This window comes from Lactobacillus delbrueckii subsp. bulgaricus (genome assembly GCF_046938665.1).
GTDB lineage: Bacteria > Bacillota > Bacilli > Lactobacillales > Lactobacillaceae > Lactobacillus > Lactobacillus delbrueckii_C.
Genome location: NZ_JBKZCD010000010.1, coordinates 39,717 through 56,025 on the forward strand (window position 1 = coordinate 39,717; position 16,309 = coordinate 56,025).

General features: G+C 48.8%; 17 protein-coding genes and 1 riboswitch. Of the genes, 4 read left to right on the plus strand and 13 right to left on the minus strand.

The annotated features are described in order from the left end of the window. Nucleotides 1-12: 12 nt before the first annotated feature. The 7 genes from ACLUXO_RS06080 to dapD form a co-directional block, all read right to left on the minus strand. Nucleotides 13-549, minus strand: coding sequence for an SLAP domain-containing protein (locus ACLUXO_RS06080; protein ID WP_412136761.1), 537 nt, complete (start codon nt 547-549; stop codon nt 13-15). Nucleotides 550-580: 31 nt separating this feature from the next. Beyond that, nucleotides 581-1,168: a peptidylprolyl isomerase gene (locus ACLUXO_RS06085; RefSeq protein ID WP_279190547.1), complete on the minus strand. Its 588-nt coding sequence runs from the start codon at nt 1,166-1,168 to the stop codon at nt 581-583. A 98-nt stretch (nt 1,169-1,266) separates the two neighbouring features. Next, nucleotides 1,267-2,448 (minus strand): aminotransferase class I/II-fold pyridoxal phosphate-dependent enzyme, encoded by a 1,182-nt coding sequence (locus ACLUXO_RS06090; RefSeq protein WP_412136762.1) that lies wholly within the window; start codon nt 2,446-2,448, stop codon nt 1,267-1,269. A 36-nt stretch (nt 2,449-2,484) separates the two neighbouring features. Then, nucleotides 2,485-3,264 carry a 4-hydroxy-tetrahydrodipicolinate reductase gene (gene dapB, locus ACLUXO_RS06095; protein WP_412136763.1) on the minus strand — a complete coding sequence of 260 codons (780 nt, stop codon included), beginning with the start codon at nt 3,262-3,264 and terminating at the stop codon, nt 2,485-2,487. 1 nt (nt 3,265) lies between these two features. After that, nucleotides 3,266-4,195, minus strand: a complete 930-nt coding sequence (gene dapA / locus ACLUXO_RS06100) for a 4-hydroxy-tetrahydrodipicolinate synthase (protein ID WP_412136764.1) — start codon at nt 4,193-4,195, stop codon at nt 3,266-3,268. Between the two features lie 22 nt (nt 4,196-4,217). Continuing rightward, the gene (locus ACLUXO_RS06105; RefSeq protein ID WP_279190554.1) at nt 4,218-5,372 is read right to left on the minus strand and encodes an N-acetyldiaminopimelate deacetylase; all 1,155 of its coding nucleotides are present in this window, start codon (nt 5,370-5,372) and stop codon (nt 4,218-4,220) included. Between the two features lie 60 nt (nt 5,373-5,432). Then, nucleotides 5,433-6,146, minus strand: coding sequence for a 2,3,4,5-tetrahydropyridine-2,6-dicarboxylate N-acetyltransferase (dapD, locus tag ACLUXO_RS06110; protein WP_279190555.1), 714 nt, complete (start codon nt 6,144-6,146; stop codon nt 5,433-5,435). 115 nt (nt 6,147-6,261) lie between these two features. After that, a riboswitch (Lysine riboswitch) is annotated at nt 6,262-6,438 on the minus strand. Nucleotides 6,439-6,659: 221 nt separating this feature from the next. On the opposite strand from dapD, the gene ACLUXO_RS06115 reads away from it, so the two are divergent. Next, nucleotides 6,660-8,033 carry an aspartate kinase gene (locus ACLUXO_RS06115; RefSeq protein ID WP_412136765.1) on the plus strand — a complete coding sequence of 458 codons (1,374 nt, stop codon included), beginning with the start codon at nt 6,660-6,662 and terminating at the stop codon, nt 8,031-8,033. 1 nt (nt 8,034) lies between these two features. After that, the gene (gene dapF / locus ACLUXO_RS06120; RefSeq protein WP_412136766.1) at nt 8,035-9,021 is read left to right on the plus strand and encodes a diaminopimelate epimerase; all 987 of its coding nucleotides are present in this window, start codon (nt 8,035-8,037) and stop codon (nt 9,019-9,021) included. 49 nt (nt 9,022-9,070) lie between these two features. On the opposite strand, the gene ACLUXO_RS06125 is transcribed toward dapF, so the two are convergent. From ACLUXO_RS06125 to ACLUXO_RS06150, 6 genes are all read right to left on the minus strand, one after another. Next, nucleotides 9,071-10,342, minus strand: coding sequence for a hypothetical protein (locus ACLUXO_RS06125; RefSeq protein ID WP_412136767.1), 1,272 nt, complete (start codon nt 10,340-10,342; stop codon nt 9,071-9,073). 8 nt (nt 10,343-10,350) lie between these two features. Further along, nucleotides 10,351-11,979 (minus strand): VWA domain-containing protein, encoded by a 1,629-nt coding sequence (locus ACLUXO_RS06130; protein WP_412136774.1) that lies wholly within the window; start codon nt 11,977-11,979, stop codon nt 10,351-10,353. Then, nucleotides 11,954-12,892, minus strand: a complete 939-nt coding sequence (locus tag ACLUXO_RS06135) for an AAA family ATPase (RefSeq protein WP_412136768.1) — start codon at nt 12,890-12,892, stop codon at nt 11,954-11,956. Before ACLUXO_RS06135 ends, ACLUXO_RS06130 begins: the two co-directional genes overlap by 26 nt. Before the next feature lie 279 nt (nt 12,893-13,171). Continuing rightward, on the minus strand, nt 13,172-14,503 hold the full coding sequence (locus tag ACLUXO_RS06140; protein WP_412136769.1) for a dihydrolipoyl dehydrogenase family protein: 1,332 nt from the start codon (nt 14,501-14,503) through the stop codon (nt 13,172-13,174). 129 nt (nt 14,504-14,632) lie between these two features. Next, a complete protein-coding gene (locus tag ACLUXO_RS06145; RefSeq protein WP_279190564.1) occupies nt 14,633-15,067 on the minus strand; it encodes a DUF3021 domain-containing protein in 435 nt (144 codons plus the stop codon). Nucleotides 15,068-15,079: 12 nt separating this feature from the next. Then, a complete protein-coding gene (locus ACLUXO_RS06150) occupies nt 15,080-15,520 on the minus strand; it encodes a LytTR family DNA-binding domain-containing protein (protein WP_412136770.1) in 441 nt (146 codons plus the stop codon). A gap of 211 nt (nt 15,521-15,731) precedes the next feature. On the opposite strand from ACLUXO_RS06150, the gene ACLUXO_RS06155 reads away from it, so the two are divergent. Beyond that, nucleotides 15,732-16,013 (plus strand): type II toxin-antitoxin system RelB/DinJ family antitoxin, encoded by a 282-nt coding sequence (locus tag ACLUXO_RS06155; RefSeq protein WP_412136771.1) that lies wholly within the window; start codon nt 15,732-15,734, stop codon nt 16,011-16,013. After that, nucleotides 16,013-16,291, plus strand: a complete 279-nt coding sequence (locus ACLUXO_RS06160; RefSeq protein WP_412136772.1) for a type II toxin-antitoxin system YafQ family toxin — start codon at nt 16,013-16,015, stop codon at nt 16,289-16,291. The genes ACLUXO_RS06155 and ACLUXO_RS06160 overlap by 1 nt, the downstream gene beginning before the upstream one ends. The last annotated feature ends 18 nt before the right edge of the window (nt 16,292-16,309 follow it).

The window sequence follows — 16,309 nt, forward strand, 5'->3', positions numbered from 1 at the left end:
CAGTGCTCAAGTTTAAGATGTTTGCGGTTCAGTCGTTTGGTTCTGCGTATTTGGATCACTAGTCACTTCGCCCTTAGGCGTTTCGATGTTGCTTGCCTTAACGTACAAGCCGACGCCGATTGCCCAGTACTTGCTGCCATTGATCTTTTTCTTGCCGCCATAGACAGTTACCGGGCCATTCTTCAGCAAGACGCCGGAATTCTTCAGCCGTTTGCCTTTGCTGGAATAAATGTAGCTGTTATGGTTCAGCTGGCAATCCAGGCCAACCACGTTCATATATGCCACGTACTTGTTTTGCCCGATCATGATATATGGCTTGTCACCAACATAATTAATCATGCTGTAGCAGCCAACGGCTTTACCGGCCAGGATCTTCTTATCCTTGGTCCGTTTGCCTTTTTCATCATACACATAAGTGTTGACCATGGCATTCTTGTAAAACGGTTTGTCAGCATCTGAAGCTGCCGTAGTCTTTGCCTTTGGCGCCAAAAAAATGGCAAAAGCCAGTACAAATATTAACTTAACGAGCCAAACCCGTTTTAACTTCACTCTTGTTCACGCAAACCTTTCTTACTTACCCTTAGTCAGCAATTTCGACAGTCGTGATTACCACGTCTTCAAGTGGCTTGTCGTTGCCGTCCTTGGCTACCTTGGCAATTTCGTCAACGACGTCCATGCCGTCAGTTACATGGCCAAAAACAGTGTGTCTGTGGTCAAGCCATGGTGTACCACCTTGCTTGTATGCCTTGACAACTTCTTCTGGGTATTGGGCATCGCGCAATTGTTGAATGAAGCGCTTTGGCATGTTCTTGTTTTGCACGATGAAGAATTGTGAGCCGTTGGTGTTTGGACCAGCATTAGCCATTGACAAAGCCCCGCGCAAGTTGAAGAGTTCGTTTGAGAATTCGTCTTCAAAGTTGTGGCCCCAGATGCTTTGACCACCGGCACCAGTACCTTCCGGGTCCCCGCCTTGGATCATGAAGTCGCTGATCACCCGGTGGAAAGTTACGCCGTCGTAGTAGCCCTTTTGTGCCAGGCGGACGAAGTTTTCAACAGTCATTGGTGCTTCTTCTGGGAAAAGCTGAATGACGATGTCGCCGTGGTTGGTCTTGATAGTTGCCTTTGGGCCCTTGGCTTGGTCAAGGTTAAGTTGTGGGTATTCAGACATTATTTATATGCTCCTTGTCATACTAATTCTTTAGATTCTTTCTAAATTATATCATTCGGCATAAAAAAAGACAGCGAACTGCTGTCTTAGAAAAAATATTAGAGCTGAGCAACGTATTCACCAAGCCGCTCAACTACTTCTGCCAGCTTGTCATCAGCTGCCGCGTAAGAGAAGCGGACATAGCCAGCAGATCCTTTACCAAATACGCTGCCTGGAATCAGACCAACTCTGGCCTTCTTAGCCACGTCTTTGGCGAAAGCAAAGTCATCGCTGCCGAACTTCTCCGGAATCTTGGCAAAAATGTAAAATGCTCCTTGCGGTACGGCCATTTCAAAGCCCAGCTTGGTCAGATTATCAACCATGAAGTCCCGCCGGCGCTGGTAGGCTGCCTTAAATTCCTTTGGATCGTCAAGCCCCTTGGTCAAAGCCTCGATTGCCGCGTCTTGGGCGATATTGTCTACGCAGGTCACCATGAAGCTGTGGGCCTTAGCCACATTTGGCAGTAAACTTGCCGGAGCCGCGATATAACCAAGCCGGTAGCCCGTCATGGCGTGTGACTTAGACAAGCCGCTGATCAAGATTACCTGTCCTGGCAATAAAGTCGCCAAAGACAAATGTTCCTGGTCATAAGTCAGTTCGCTGTAGATTTCATCACAGATTGCCAGCAAATGGTGCTTCTTGATCACTTCGGCTAAAGCAGTTAACTCAGCTTTGGAATAAGTCCGCCCTGTTGGGTTGCATGGGTAGTTGAGCATGATTGCCTTAACCTGGTCGCCGGCCGCCGCAATCTCCGCTTCTAGCCGCTCTGGCGTCAAGTTGAAGCCAGTATCTGAGGTATCGATCATCACCACTTCCCCGCCTGCCATTTCAATATTAGTGAAATAAAGGGAAAAGACTGGTGTTGGCACTAAAACCTTGTCACCCGGATTAAGAAGTCCCAGTAAAGTTGCCGTAATTGCTTCAGTTGCCCCGTCAGTGACAATAACTTCGGTTTCCGGGTCATAGTCAACCTGTCTGCTTGCCGTAAGATACTTGCTGATAGCTTGCCGCAGGGCCAGCTTTCCTTTTGATGGCCCGTAGTGGGAGTCGTCTGCTTCAATTCCCTGAATAGCGGCCCTTTTCACATGGTCTGGTACCGCGAAGTCTGGTTCTCCCAAGGTGAGCTTGATGATTCCTGGGATCTGGGAGATTTCTTCGTCAAAAGCCCGGATGGCTGAAGGCGCGATTTTAGCAAGATTTCTGTTGCCTAAATCCCGCAAGTTAGGATCTGTTTCTGGCATGATGATCGTCTTTCTATAAAAAACAAAGAATACTTTCTACAAAATGTTTTCCAGGCCGACATAGAGCTGGTCTAAGCCAGCTGCCTTTTCCAAGGCAACCTTGACCCCGCTCATGAAGGATGACCGGTCAAAGGAGTCCTGCCGGATGGTCAAGGCTTCCCCCTTGCCGCCAAAAAGCACCTGTTCATGAGCGACGTAGCCTGGCAAGCGAACCGCGTGCAGCTTGATGCCTTGGTAATCGCCGCCTCTTGCCCCTGGCAGGCTTTCTGTCGTGTCTGCTGCTGTTTGGTGGGGCTCGCGGACTTCAGCGATCAGCTTGGCTGTGGCCAAGGCCGTGCCTGATGGAGCATCCTTCTTGTCTTCGTGGTGCATTTCGATGATTTCCACGTCTGGGAAGTACTTAGCTGCTTCTTGGGCGAACTTCATCAATAAAACAGCTGACATGCCAAAGTTAGGAGCGATCAAGCCGCCAATTTCCTTCTCCTTGGCTAATTGCTTCAGCTCAGCTTCCTGCTGGTCAGTCAAGCCAGTCGTCCCTACGATTGGCCGGTAGCCGTTTTCCAAAGCGTAGCGGACGTTTTGGTAGACAGAGGCTGGAACAGTAAAGTCAACCCAGATATCTGCCGCGTCTGCTGGAATTTCATCCAGGCTAGTGTACAGCTTAGCGCTTGCCGGCAGGCCGTAATCTGCTGGATCGCTGCTCTTTAAACGGTGGGCCAGGCCAGCAGTTATTTCAAAGTTTGGCAGGCTTGCTACTAATTTGACGACTTGCTGGCCCATTGAGCCGGCAAAACCGGCCAATAAAATTCTTGGCATCTTACTCTCCTTCTAACATATCACGCGTCAGCTGACCAGCTAATGCATCCTTTGGCAGCTTCAAAGCAGTGGCGAGTTCTTCCTTTTCTTCACCGTTCAAAGCTACAAGCGGCAACCGTAAGCCCCCTACTTGGTAGCCCATGGCAGCTAAAGCCGCCTTAACCGGTGATGGTGACGGGAACATGAACAGAGCGTTCATCCGCGGGGTCAGCCAGCGCTGCAGGCTGCCGGCCAAGGCAAAGTTGCCCGCGTAAAGCTCATCGTACATTTCCCGCATTCTTGGGGTGTACAGGTGACTGGCAACTGAGATGACCCCGTCAGCGCCCAAAACTCTGGCCGTCAGCGCCTGGGCATCTTCACCGGTAAAGACGGCAAAGTCTACTGGCCGGCCGGATACGATCTCTTCAATTTCTTCCAGGCTAGCGCACTGCTTGATACCGGCAATGTTGGGATGATGGGCCAGCTGTAAAATAGTTGACACTTCCATTTTAACCCCAGTCCGGCCCGGAATGTTGTAGATGACTACTGGAATGTGAACCTGGTCAGCAACTGCCGTAAAGTGAGCGATCATTGACCGCTGGTTTGGCTTGTTGTATGGCGGAACGACAACCAGAGCATAGTCGATGCCCGGAATCTGGGCAACTTCTTCAGTAAAAGCAATGGTTTCCGCTGTGTTGTTGCTGCCCGTGCCGGCAATAACCGGTACACGACCATTTACAATCTGGCCAAAGCGGGTGTACAAGGCAATCTTTTCGTCATGGGTCAAAGTTGGCGTCTCACCAGTTGTCCCGCCAATCACAAAGCCGTTGCAGCCCTGGTCAATCAAGTTGTTGGTTAATTCAGTCAAGCTGGCAAAGTCGATCTGTCCGTCTTCCGTAAAAGGCGTAATGATTGCTGTCAGTAAATCCGCGTTTTGTAAGTTTTGGTTCATTGTCTTTGCCTCTATTGTTTCCTTAATCTTCCGTCATCCGGTATTTCAAAAAGCCGGTAATGGCCGCGATGCCGCGGCTGATTGAACTTTCCTGGGGTTTTAATGTTGCTGAGTGCAACGGTGAATCGTCCTCAATGCCCAGCCAGAACATGGTTCCCGGGATCTGAGCCAGGAGGTAGCCAAAGTCTTCCCCGGTCATTGCCGGGGCTGTTTCGACATATTCAACCCCGTCAGCCTGCTTCATATAATTAATGAAGTTTTCAGTTAATTCCGGGTTATTTTCAACTGGCCAGTAGCCGCCTTGATTGAGTTCCAGTTTGACTTTGACGCCGAAGCTCAGCTCAATTCCCTGGCAGACTTCGGCCAGCCTTTTGTCGATCAATTCGATCATGCTTTGGGTAAGTCCCCGGATCGTGCCTTCAATTCTGGCTGAATCAGCGATTACGTTTCTGATCTTGCCGGCAGTCACCTTGCCCAAGGTAATAACTCCGCTTTGAACCGGATCAATATTTCTGGAAATGATGGTCTGGACCTGCATAATCAAGGCCGCTGCCGCGACAACCGCGTCATTTGACAATTGCGGGAAGGCAGCGTGTCCGCCCTTGCCTTGAATATCAATGTTGACTTCAGTCGTTCCGGCAAACAAGGTGCCGTTCCGGCAGCCAATCGCCCCAGCCGGCAGACTTGGGTTATCATGCAGGCCGTAAAATTCATCAACATGCCACTTACCGGTGAAAAGTCCCAGCTGGTAGGCCTTCATGCCGCCGCTCTCGCTTTCTTCAGCCGGCTGGAAGAAGAAAAGGAGATTGTCAGTTGGCTGATGCTCGCTAAAGTAGCTGAGAACACCCAAAGCAACCGTCATGTGGATGTCGTGCCCGCAGGCATGCATCACGCCTTGGTGCTTGGAAGCATATGGCAGGCCTGTAGCTTCAGTTACTGGCAAAGCATCAATATCTGCCCGGTAGCCGATGGTCCGTTTAGCCTTTGACCCCTTGACCAGAACCAGGAGCGCGGTTGGCAATTCTGCTGGCTCCTTGATTTCCAGGTAGTCTTGCTTCATCTGCTTGATCACATCCAAGAGATAAGCATGGGTTTGATATTCTTCTAAAGCCAATTCCGGGATCTGGTGGAGTTGGCGCCGGATTTGAAGCAACTCGGCTTCGGTCAATACTGCCATTGAAAAACTTCCTTAATGTGGACTAACTTATGTCTGTTTTGTTTACTTTAACTTGACTCTTTACAGCTTACGCAGGTCTTCTTCCAGGCCGGTCTTGCTTTCTGTCTTGGCGTCGACTTCCTTGATTACCTTGGCTGGAACGCCGGCAACCACCGTGTGCGGAGCCACATCCTTGGTCACAACCGCACCCGCTGCAACAACTGCACCTTCACCGACGTGGACGCCTTCCAGGACAACCGCGTTGGCCCCGATCAGAACGTCATCGTCAACGCGGACCGGTAAGGCAGAAGCTGGTTCAACCACCCCGGCTAAGACCGTACCGGCACCGATGTGGCAGTTCTTGCCAACGATCGCCCGGCCACCTAAGATCGCCCCCATGTCGATCATTGATCCAGCACCGATTTCCGCGCCGATGTTGATTACCGCCCCCATCATGATAACCGCGTTATCACCGATCAAGACCTGGTCACGGATAATAGCGCCTGGTTCGATCCGGGCATTGATTTCCTTAAGGTCCAGCAAAGGAACGGCAGAATTGCGGGCCGTGTTTTCCACGCGGACAGATTCAAAGTCAGCTTCGTGTTCTGCTAAAAACGGCTTAAGAACTTGCCAGTCGCCGAAGACTACGCCGGCTTGACCACTGACAAAAGGATCCGTACCTTCCGGGAAAGTGACTTGATCAAGGCCAGCTCCCCGCAAGTAAACCTTAACCGGGGTCTTCTTTGGTGCTGAACCAATGTAGTTGATAATGCTTTGCGCGTCTAATTCTGCCATAGTATCTTTCTCTTTCTAATCTGCATCTGTTTCTGTTACTTCGAAGAGGCAAAGAAAAAGCTCCAGATTGCCTTAACAATCTGGAGCCCGAAAAATTCAAAATCAAATTCTCTCGTCAAATTGCAAGCGCAACGCAGGTACCTTCCCTGCGACAGTCCATGGCCTCTTAAGCCATAGCCCAGCCAATCCGCCTTGCCAAAGCGGACGCTTCGGCAACCTCCCCTTTCTTGCAAGTTCTCCGCCTGGCTGGCTCCCTTGCCTTACTCTTGTCGGTTGCGCCTCTTCAATTTGTAATCAGTTTATAATATTGGCCTCATCTTGTCAACAGCTTTTCCGCTTTTTTATTTGCATATTTTTATTTAAAGCTTCCTCAAGCACTGGTGTCACAGTGTTTAGAAGATGATTATCGTGATTTTTTAGAATCTTGCTTTGCAATTTCCAGAGAAAAATGGTAAAGTCCATTCTGATTAAACTTAAATTATGATTAAAGACAAACACGAAAGAGAGTAGCCCATGAAAGTTGTTAAGTTTGGTGGCAGTTCCCTGGCTAGCGGCCCTGCTGTAGAAAATGCTTTGAAGATTATTACCGCTGAAGCTGAAAGACAAGTTGTCGTTACGTCTGCCCCAGGCAAACGCTTTGACGATGACATTAAGGTCACTGACCTGTTGATCAAGTACGCCCATGAAATCAACCATGGCAGAAACGGGCTTGAAGTTGCTGACCGGATCTTCCAGCGCTACGTTGAAATCGGCGAGTACTTTAACTTGCCACTTGAAGAGATTTTGCCCTTGAAAGAAATTCTGCTGGATTTGCCCAAGCAGCCATATCCAAACAAGAACTATCTGCAGGCATCCTTTAAGGCCCACGGAGAGCGGCTTAACGCCAAGCTGATTGCCAAGATTCTGCAAAGCCAGGGAGTAAAGGCCCGCTACGTTGATCCTAAAGAAGCCGGGATCATTGTTACGGGGAGCCCAAACAATGCCTCTGTTAACCCGGAAAGCTACCAGCTCCTAGAAAACTTTGCCTATGACGATGATGAAAAGCTAATTTTCCCAGGCTTTTACGGCTATACTCTGGCTGGTCACATCGCCACCTTCTCAAGAGGTGGTTCAGACATTACTGGGGCGATTTTGGCCAGAGGTTTCCACGCCGACTTATATGAAAACTTTACTGATGTCGATGCTATTTTCTCCGCTAACCCAAAGGTCGTTGACAATCCGCAGCCGATTCACACGATGACCTACCGGGAGATGCGGGAGCTGTCCTATGCTGGTTTCTCCGTCTTCCACGATGAAGCCTTGATCCCGGCCATTCAAGGACAGATTCCGATCAACGTCAAGAACACCCAGCACCCGGAAAAGCGCGGGACCATGATCGTCCCGGAAAAAGGCTTCAAGCCGGAAACTATCATTACCGGGATCGCCAGCGGCAAGCACTTCGGTGCCCTCTACCTGCACAAGTACCTGCTCAACAAGGAAGTCGGCTTCACCCTCCGCATCCTGGAGATCTTAAACAAGCACAAGCTTTCCTACGAACACATGCCAACTGGGATTGACGACTTGACCATCATCTTTGACAGAGACACTTTAAACGATGAACTGATCGATCAAGTCTGCAATGAAATTCAAATCGAAGTCAATCCCGACCACCTGGAATGGATCAGCGACTACGCGATTATCATGCTGGTCGGCGAAGGGATGCGGGCCCGGATCGGGGTTATGCGGGACATCGCTGCACCTGTATCTAGAGAAGGCATTTCCCTCCGGATGGTCAACCAAGGGGCTTCCGAAATATCCATTATGCTGGGCACGGCAGCTAAAGATGCCGATCGGGCGGTAGCCGCGATTTACGACTACTTTTTCAAGCAAGAAGCACAAGGAGAATAAGATGACTAAATTATTGAAAGTCCATGGCTCACAGAATTCCTTCTTCATTTTGGACCAAACTGAACTGAAAAATCCGCTGACTGATAGTGAACTGCGGCACTTGACCCAGACACTCACAGACAGAGAAAATGGCCTGCTTGGCGGCGCCGACGGCATTCTGTCGGTTGAGGAATCAAGCCACTCTGGCGTCTTAGGCAAGATGCGAGTGATCAACGCTGACGGCAGTGAGGCTTCAATGTGCGGCAATGGTCTTAGAACGGTTGCCCGCTACTTACACGAAAAGACCGGGAAAAGCCAGTTCAAAGTGGAAACCATGTACGCTGACCTGGCCGTCCGGCAAGCCGATGACTTTGCAGAAGGTGTGCCGGCTTTTGGGGTAGAAATCTCCCCTGTCCGCTTTAACAAAGAGTCTCTGCCTTTTGACAATCTGGGCCATGACCGCCTGTTGGACACGCTGGTGCCGGAACTGGTTCCAGGCTGGCGCTTTAGCGCTCTGGCTGTGCCTAATCCCCATCTCATCGCCTTTATCAAAGAAGAGGATCTGGACAGTCCAGTATTAGGAGAGCTTGGTGCTTACTTGAATGGCGATAATCCATACTTCTCAGATGGGGTCAACATCAACTACACCGTTATTCGCGGCGATAGCCAGCTTTTTGTCAGAACCTACGAACGGGGCGTTGGCTTTACTAACGCCTGCGGGACTGGGATGTCAGCCAGCTCATTGGCCTTTGCCTTGACTCACCCGGACCTGGGCCACTTTGAAAAAGAGATTTCTGTCTACAATCCTGGCGGTATGGTCAAGACCGTCTTGCACCAAAAGGATCACAGCTACTGGATCGAACTGATCGGCAACGCGACAGAAACCCATACGGTTGAAATTCCAGAAGACCAGCTGCACAGCGGCCAGGTTAAGCTAAAGGCGGTAAAGACCGAAGAAACTGGTGAACAGGCAGCATACCTGGCTTTCGTTGATCAGCTGACCAAGTAGCATCCCTCCAAGGAAATAGAATTAAATACCAATTACTAAGCATCCCCAATCAAGCATTCACCGCTTGGCCAGGGATGCTTTTTTCTGCATCCCCTTCTTCTAAAAGCAGGCGAAGGTACTTCTTGGTAAACTTGTTGGTCGTCAGTTGCAGGCGGGTTTTCAAGTATTCTCTGGCCAGGTCATGCTGGTCGATAAAGGCTTGATAGCTCTGGTCAACGCAAACCAGGGCGGGATGCTGCAGAAGTTCCTGGCTTAATTTGACAACGTTAAAAGCGGAAAGATCAGTCTTATCCGCAGACTCATTAAGTTCCTTCAGCAAGGCAAGATCTGACCCTTCAGCTGCTTCCGCATTCAGAAATTCCTCAGTCAAATCAGTTGGCACCAATTCATGGTAATAGACATGATAGTCAGAATAAAAGCGTTCCTCAGCCGCGATCAGTCCGTCTTTTTGCATCGCCTCAATTACCTGCAGAATCTCCTGGTTTGGCAGAAAGCGAAAACGTCTGTCATAGTCGCTGTGGTTGATAGCGTCATAATCTGGATAAGACAATCCCCGCAGAATCTTCAGACAGTTGTTAGGAGTAATCCGCGTCTCATTTCTCAAAGTCAGCTGGGCAATTGCCCGGGCTAACAGGTCCCCCCGCAGGCTGGAAGCAGCAACCTTTTCTTTGATCTTTTTCTTGTAATTCGCCTCTTTCTTCTTCGAATTGGCTAAAAACTTGTCATACTCCTCGTCCATCGCCTCTGGCTCTTTTAAGGCAAAAGCATGCTCGTGGTCCTTTCTCCCCGTCAAAGTCACTTCGAGCTTGGACTGGTTCTTGAAATGCCAATTAACCGACAGGTCAGCATGATTTTCCTTGATATGGTTCACAAGTTCTTGCCAGGACTGGCAATTAGCTAAACTGGTCTTAAAGTGCTGAAGCTGCTGACGCTTGTTGCTTGGTAAGAGAAGTTTCTTTTTATCAGCTGTCAGTTCCAGGTAAGCCTGCTTGTCTCCTGGAAACAGGTAGTCACTGGCCAGATCCCAATCTTCTTTAGGCAAATATTCCTCCAACTCACCAGGCTTCAGGTAAATGCGCTGCTTGTCACTGTTATCATCGAAAGCCTCTTCCTCAAGCTTGGCTTTCAGCCACTCCTTAGTCAGCAATTGGTAAGCCAGGCAAACCTTTAAGCTGCTCGGCCGGAGATACTGCTTAGCCAGGGGCTGGGCCAACACATCCATGTAATATGACCGGTCAAAGTAGCTCTCGTAATTCTCAAAGAAGTCGCTGACCAGCTGGTCAGTTTCTTTTTCTGTTAAGACTTTGCTTTCTTCTTTCATCTTCATCCTCAATTCTGTAATTCGCACAAAAATTTGATCAAAGAGGCCGGGTTGGTAACCTCAGCCAGTTCACTGACATATGGGGTATATCTGCCAATGACAGAGTCCCCGGTGTCCCATTTGCTTTTAGCTTCAGGATTAAGCCAGTAGCATTTCTTCACCCGCTGGCACAAGTCCTTGAAGATCTTTTCCTCGCTGGGCAAGTGGTTGTTTCTGGCATCCCCCATCCAGAGCATAATCGTCCGCTTGTTTAGCTGTCCCTGCTTGGCTTTGTATTCTCTTAGCGGCTTGCCGTAGTCCGAGTAGACGCCAATGGTTGGCACCTTCCGCAATACTTCTGTAAGTTCGCCATAGGACATCCCCGCCTTTAAGTCACTTGAGAGATCAACCAAGTGGTCAACAAAAGCATAGATCTCGCAGCCTGCCGGGAAAAGCTCCCTTAAGCAGCAGGCGAATAAGAAGAGCGGTTCAGCCGCCTTGATGCAGGAGCCCGACACGTCCAAGAAGATGACCAGCTTGCAGGGGCGCTTTTTAGGGTGCTGGTATTGCAGCTTAAGTGGGACACCACCACTTTTGCAGGCCAGTTTAATGCTAGCCGCAAGATCAATCCTGCCTTTCCTTGGACTAATCAACCTTTTGGCGACTTGAGCCCTGAACTTATAGGCGTACAAATTGACATAGTCACTGATCTGCTCACGTTCAAGCTTAGACAAGCTGGCAAAGGGCTTGGCTAAAAGGCCAGTATTCTCAATGAAGTTCATCCTTCCCCGGTTTGCTTCTTTGCTCCACTCCCGCTTTCCTGGGGATGCTAACCTGTTTTGCAGTTCGTCAATCCTCATCTGCAGGTGGTCAGCTTCTTGTCTGGCATCTTCCCGGCTCTGCTCTAAGTCGCCTTGTTTTTTCTCCTGCTTGCTTCCTGCTCTTTTCAGCCGCTTGTCCTGGAGATCGATCTTTTTCATGATCTTGCCCAGTATTTCTAAGAGCTGCATCCCGGTCAAAGGATTAGGCAGGTCAGGAAGTTTGCCGGCTGCTTTTTCTAAGTCAGCCAGCAGCTCTTGCCGCTTGGCAAAAATCTCTCTTTTGCCAGGCTGGTCATTGTCTGCTAGAGTCTTAGCCATCTTTGTAAATATGTCCTGGTTAGGACTATCCGCAAACAGTTTTTTGAAGGCTTCAGCATTTTCGGTCTGCAGCTCTTCTAAGTGCTTAAGCCAGGTCTTGGGAATCTTAAAGCTGCCCGGTAAGCTATCCTGCTCTTGGGCTAATTGCTTGCTTTCTTCTTCCAGACTGGCCTCTTCTAGGTCAAATTTCCTCATGATGCCAGCAATTTCCTCATGATTTCTGGCTAAGTCCTCTTCTTTATCCCGCAAGCTGTTTTTCAGTTGCAGATAATTCCGTAAGTCTTCTTGAAAGTGCTGAGCTTCAGCCGGGCTTTTAACCATTAAAGGTTTCAGCAGCAATTGGTAATTCCACAGGCTGACATCGGGCTGGTCAAAGTAGCTGCCTGCCAGTAATGCCAAAGTCTCTTCCGCGTAATTCGGCATCAGCTGATAGCCCCGCTTAACCAGATAGTTGCCAAAGGCCAAGAGGTCTGGCAAAAAGCTGTTTTTCAGCTCAATCGTCTTCTCTTTCGTCTTCATCGTCACTGCCTTTGCTCCAGATCTCCCCGCCATGCTTCAAGAGCAAATTCCTCCCCCGGTCATAATCCCGGTTGTCTTTCAGCAAGATACTCAAGGCTGAAAGGGCGGTTTCTTTGCTGATTTCTTCCTGCTGGCTGAGAAAGTTCGCGTAGTCAATCGCTTCAGCCAGCGACGGTTGATAGTGCAGATTGGTCATTTTAGAAACTACCAGGGCAATGCCTAAAGCCAGGTCGTGGTCAACATTTGCCTTCAGACCCAAAATTTTGGCCATTTCAGCCGTTTTCTTCCGCTTTAAGTAAAGATAATTGCACCGCCGGCGCAAGGGACCAGAGAGCTCACGATAGCCATTTGAGGTAATGATGACGATGGGCCGCTGGTCGGGCCTGCAGGTAACCGTGCCATATTGCGGGATGGACAAAGAATAATTCTCTAAAAACTCATAGAGCATGTATTCAGTAGCTTCATCTGCCTTGTCAAGCTCATCAATGCAAAGGACGGTCTGCTTTTTCGACCTAATCGCCTTTAAGACTGGCCGCTCTAAAAGAAAGTCATCCCCATAGAAATCAAGCTTGCTAAGAGCGTACTGCTCAGCTTCCTTGAGACTCATCCCTTTGCATTCTTCCATCAGACGCGGCTTAAGCATCTCAATAACCAGCAGCTGCTTTTGGTAGTCATAGTCATAAAGAATCTTGTCATCACTCAATCCCTCATACATCTGCAGCCGCTGGTATGGCAGGTCTAAGCTGTCAGCGAGCGCCTTAGCCAGACTGGTCTTGCCCGTCCCGGCAGCTCCTTCTAAAAGCAAGGGCCGGCCCCGGCTCACGCTGGCCCACAGGGCAGTCGTGATTTCGTCATTAGCTACATAGCCGGCTTTCTCTAAGCCCTCCCGGATTTGCTGAATTGAATATGTCATCACACTTTTCCTTTCCGTCTTCACATTCACCACTTGACTTAATTGCTTAATTTTTTTGCTGCTCGACCAAATGTTCGAAGCTCAGTTTTGATTAAAGCAGATTTTTCTTGAAGGAAAAAGTCGCATGTTACCAGCGAAAAAAGCCCGGTCTGACGGGCTTTTTACAGGCAATTCAATCTGTAAAAGCAGCCAATTTTCAATCCGCGGGCAAAGAAAAAAGCAAAGGATAAACCTTTGCTCGAATTCAATATTTTTCAAATTTCAACCTATTGTCAGCTTCTAGCGGAAGAGAACGTCCAGTTTGTTGGCCAGAGTCGGGAATGCGAAGCCCAGATTATTCATGGCAAATTCTGCCGGGTCCTTCTTGCCAATCAGCGGGGCGAAGAGATTGATGTCATCGCCGGCATTGATGCTGATTTCTGAAGCGCCGACCACTTCGCCATCCTTGTTGAAGATGACCTTTAATTCCGCCTCTTCATCGCCTTCGCCTAAAGCGGCAAAAGTCGACCCCAGCTTCATTCTTCTAACCGTATCGCCTTCTGCCATTTCACTTTCCCGCTTGCCCACCTGGGCGACTTGCGGGTAGGTAAAAGTGCTAGTAGCTACAGCCGGGTACTTAATCCCTTCAGTAAGGCCATTTTCGACAAAATCATAAATGTGGTAGGAGTCAACCCAGGCAACCGGCGTCAGATTCATCTGCCCATTGTCAGCGACATCCCCGGCGGCAAAAATACTCGGGACATTGGTCTGCAAGTGCTCATTAACCGCCACGCCCTTGACCGGATCAAACTTGATCCCTAATTTTTTCAAGCCCAGGCCGTTTACATTAGGCCGCCGGCCAGAGGCGTCGATTACCAGATCAGTTTCAAACTTTTGCCCATTTTCCGCAGTTACTTCATAAGCAGCAGAATTTTTGGCGATTGCCTTAACTGGCGTGTTCAGATGAATCACAATGCCGCGCTCTTCCATTATTTCCGTCAATTTCTCGACATATTCCTGGTCAAAAGGCCTCAGCAACTTCTCAGAGTGCTGCAAGACCGTGACTTCACTACCAGCTGCCTGCAAGATTGTGGCCAGTTCCAGGGCAACATAGCCGCCCCCAATGACGACCGCCTTTTTCGGCAATTCATCCAAGTCAAAAAACTCATCATTGCTAATGGCATACTCACTGCCCGGCACTTCCAAGTGGTGCGGCAGAAGACCCGTCGCGATGACAATATTTTTGCCCTCATATTCCTCGCCATCTGCTTGAACCATATGCGGACCAATGATCACTCCGCTGCCAAAGACAGTATCCACCTGGTCGCTTTCGATACTTGGCCGCTCTTCTGCGCGAAATTCTGCCCAAATCTCTTTCTTGCGCTTGATCAAAGCCTTCCAGTCCAGCTGGGCTGCTGCTTTTACTCCCTTACCAGTCAGATAATAAGTGTTCAAGACCGGCCGGACGGCGCCTTCAAGAAAAATCTTCGGCTGGCAGCCGGTATTCGGGCAGGTTCCGCCCCACAAGTTGTTTTCAATGACCAGGGCGGTCCGGTCAGTTCTTGCTAATTTGAAGAGCAGGTGGTTGGCCGCCGGGCCGCTGCCAATGATGATGTAGTCGTATTTTTTCATTGCATTAGCTCACATTTCTATAGATTGAACCTAAAAGATATACAAACGATACTACTTATTTTTTACAAGTTCAACTTTCCTGTTTATACAAAAAACAAGACTGGAAATACCTCCAATCTTGCCTGATAGCTACTTTTTCAGCTGCTTGATCCGGTCGTTCATCTTCCGGGCCAGCTTCTTTTCCTGCTGGTAAAAAATCAGCCAGATGATAAAGGCAACGGCGATTTCACCGGCAATAGTCATGAAGGCCGGCCAAAAGCCGGCTTTAACCGGGATCCAGCCAGCCCAAAAGCTGACCAGGGTCATGACCAGACAGCCGGTTCCCATGTGGATTAAGACCTGGTAGGCTGGTGCCAGCTTGTCATTTTGATAAACGATGTTGGGCAGGCCAAAACCAAGACCGACAAAGACGATGCCGGCCAGCATCTGAGTGTATTCAGCAACAGTCATGGTCAAGCTGCCGGCTCCTTTTGCTAAAAGCAACAAGCTGTCCAGGCAGGACAAGACGGCGGCGATGCCAATTCCTATTAGGGAATTGACCAGGATATTTTTCATGGCAGACATTTTTATCCCCTCCTAAAGCCCCAAATACTGCTTAAAAGCGGGCAGGTATTTGCGGGAAATGTAATCAGACAGGCCATGCTCTAAACGCAGGAACATGGTTCCGTTAAAAGATGCTTCAACGCTTTTCAGGCAGGTCAAGTTGACGACGGCTTGTTTGGAAATCTGCATGAAGTCCTGGCCCAGCTGCTGGTAGACCTCATACAGACGCTTTCTGGAAAAATACTTGCCTTTTCCGGTGTAGATGACCGTATCGCCGCCTTCGACCCGGACAAGGATGACGTCACTAGGCTTGATGATGACCAGTCGGTCTTCCTGCTGGGCGATTAACGGGCCAGAGCTGGCGCTGCTTTCCAGGAAAGCAACTGCCCGCTCAACCTCTTCAGTCATTTTATCAGTATAGATCACTACCTGGGGCAAGTCCTGGTCTTTATTCAGCTCAACTTTAACCTTCATGCTGGCCACCTTCTTTCTCTTTGGCTCTTTCGCAATATTATCGTATCGTTTTTTGTCGGTCTTGTCCCAGCTTTTCCGGTAAGATGCAAAAATTCCACCCTAAGATGCAAATAGAATATAATGATCCTCTTTCAGCCCTCTATTTGTTTGCCTTTTGATTGACAATGTAAACCGGGCAGCGTACAATCAAAAACATAAGGGAGGTATTTCTATGACGACAACAGTAGCAACTCAAATCAGAATAGACAAAGAAGTAAAAAAAGAAGCAAATGAATTATTCGACGATCTTGGTCTAGATATGTCCAGTGCAGTTAATATTTTTTTGCGTCAATGCATTATGCATGATGGATTGCCTTTTGAAGTTGAACGTCCAAAGTATAGTGCCTCTACTCTTTCAGCAATGGAAGAAGCGAAAAAAATTTCACGAGACCCAAATGTTCCTGGATACAATTCTATGGCAGAATTAAAAGCAGCATTGCTTGAAGGTGACTAATGTATTCCGTTAAATTTACGTCAGCTTATAAAAAGAGCTATAAACGTATGCTAAAAAGGGGCTATGATGTTTCACTTTTAGATCAAGTAGTTGATATCTTGAGACAAGGGGGACAACTTGCAGATAGATATCAAGACCATTCATTAAAAGGAAAACTTATCGGATTTCGCGAGTGTCATATAAAGCCAAATTGGTTGTTGATCTATTTAATTGAGAATGATCAACTTACATTAACCCTAATTGATACGGGGAGCCACGCAGATTTATTCGATTTGTAACAAGCAATATAGTCATTC

What these genes read in the sequence shown, in the direction of transcription:
- ACLUXO_RS06085 (WP_279190547.1), bottom strand. Translation starts at nt 1,168, where the DNA reads ATGTCTGAATACCCACAACTTAACCTTGACCAAGCCAAGGGCCCAAAG.
- ACLUXO_RS06090 (WP_412136762.1), bottom strand. Translation starts at nt 2,448, where the DNA reads ATGCCAGAAACAGATCCTAACTTGCGGGATTTAGGCAACAGAAATCTT.
- dapB (WP_412136763.1), bottom strand. Translation starts at nt 3,264, where the DNA reads ATGCCAAGAATTTTATTGGCCGGTTTTGCCGGCTCAATGGGCCAGCAA.
- dapA (WP_412136764.1), bottom strand. Translation starts at nt 4,195, where the DNA reads ATGAACCAAAACTTACAAAACGCGGATTTACTGACAGCAATCATTACG.
- ACLUXO_RS06105 (WP_279190554.1), bottom strand. Translation starts at nt 5,372, where the DNA reads ATGGCAGTATTGACCGAAGCCGAGTTGCTTCAAATCCGGCGCCAACTC.
- dapD (WP_279190555.1), bottom strand. Translation starts at nt 6,146, where the DNA reads ATGGCAGAATTAGACGCGCAAAGCATTATCAACTACATTGGTTCAGCA.
- ACLUXO_RS06115 (WP_412136765.1), top strand. Translation starts at nt 6,660, where the DNA reads ATGAAAGTTGTTAAGTTTGGTGGCAGTTCCCTGGCTAGCGGCCCTGCT.
- dapF (WP_412136766.1), top strand. Translation starts at nt 8,035, where the DNA reads ATGACTAAATTATTGAAAGTCCATGGCTCACAGAATTCCTTCTTCATT.
- ACLUXO_RS06125 (WP_412136767.1), bottom strand. Translation starts at nt 10,342, where the DNA reads ATGAAAGAAGAAAGCAAAGTCTTAACAGAAAAAGAAACTGACCAGCTG.
- ACLUXO_RS06130 (WP_412136774.1), bottom strand. Translation starts at nt 11,979, where the DNA reads ATGAAGACGAAAGAGAAGACGATTGAGCTGAAAAACAGCTTTTTGCCA.
- ACLUXO_RS06135 (WP_412136768.1), bottom strand. Translation starts at nt 12,892, where the DNA reads ATGACATATTCAATTCAGCAAATCCGGGAGGGCTTAGAGAAAGCCGGC.
- ACLUXO_RS06140 (WP_412136769.1), bottom strand. Translation starts at nt 14,503, where the DNA reads ATGAAAAAATACGACTACATCATCATTGGCAGCGGCCCGGCGGCCAAC.
- ACLUXO_RS06145 (WP_279190564.1), bottom strand. Translation starts at nt 15,067, where the DNA reads ATGTCTGCCATGAAAAATATCCTGGTCAATTCCCTAATAGGAATTGGC.
- ACLUXO_RS06150 (WP_412136770.1), bottom strand. Translation starts at nt 15,520, where the DNA reads ATGAAGGTTAAAGTTGAGCTGAATAAAGACCAGGACTTGCCCCAGGTA.
- ACLUXO_RS06155 (WP_412136771.1), top strand. Translation starts at nt 15,732, where the DNA reads ATGACGACAACAGTAGCAACTCAAATCAGAATAGACAAAGAAGTAAAA.
- ACLUXO_RS06160 (WP_412136772.1), top strand. Translation starts at nt 16,013, where the DNA reads ATGTATTCCGTTAAATTTACGTCAGCTTATAAAAAGAGCTATAAACGT.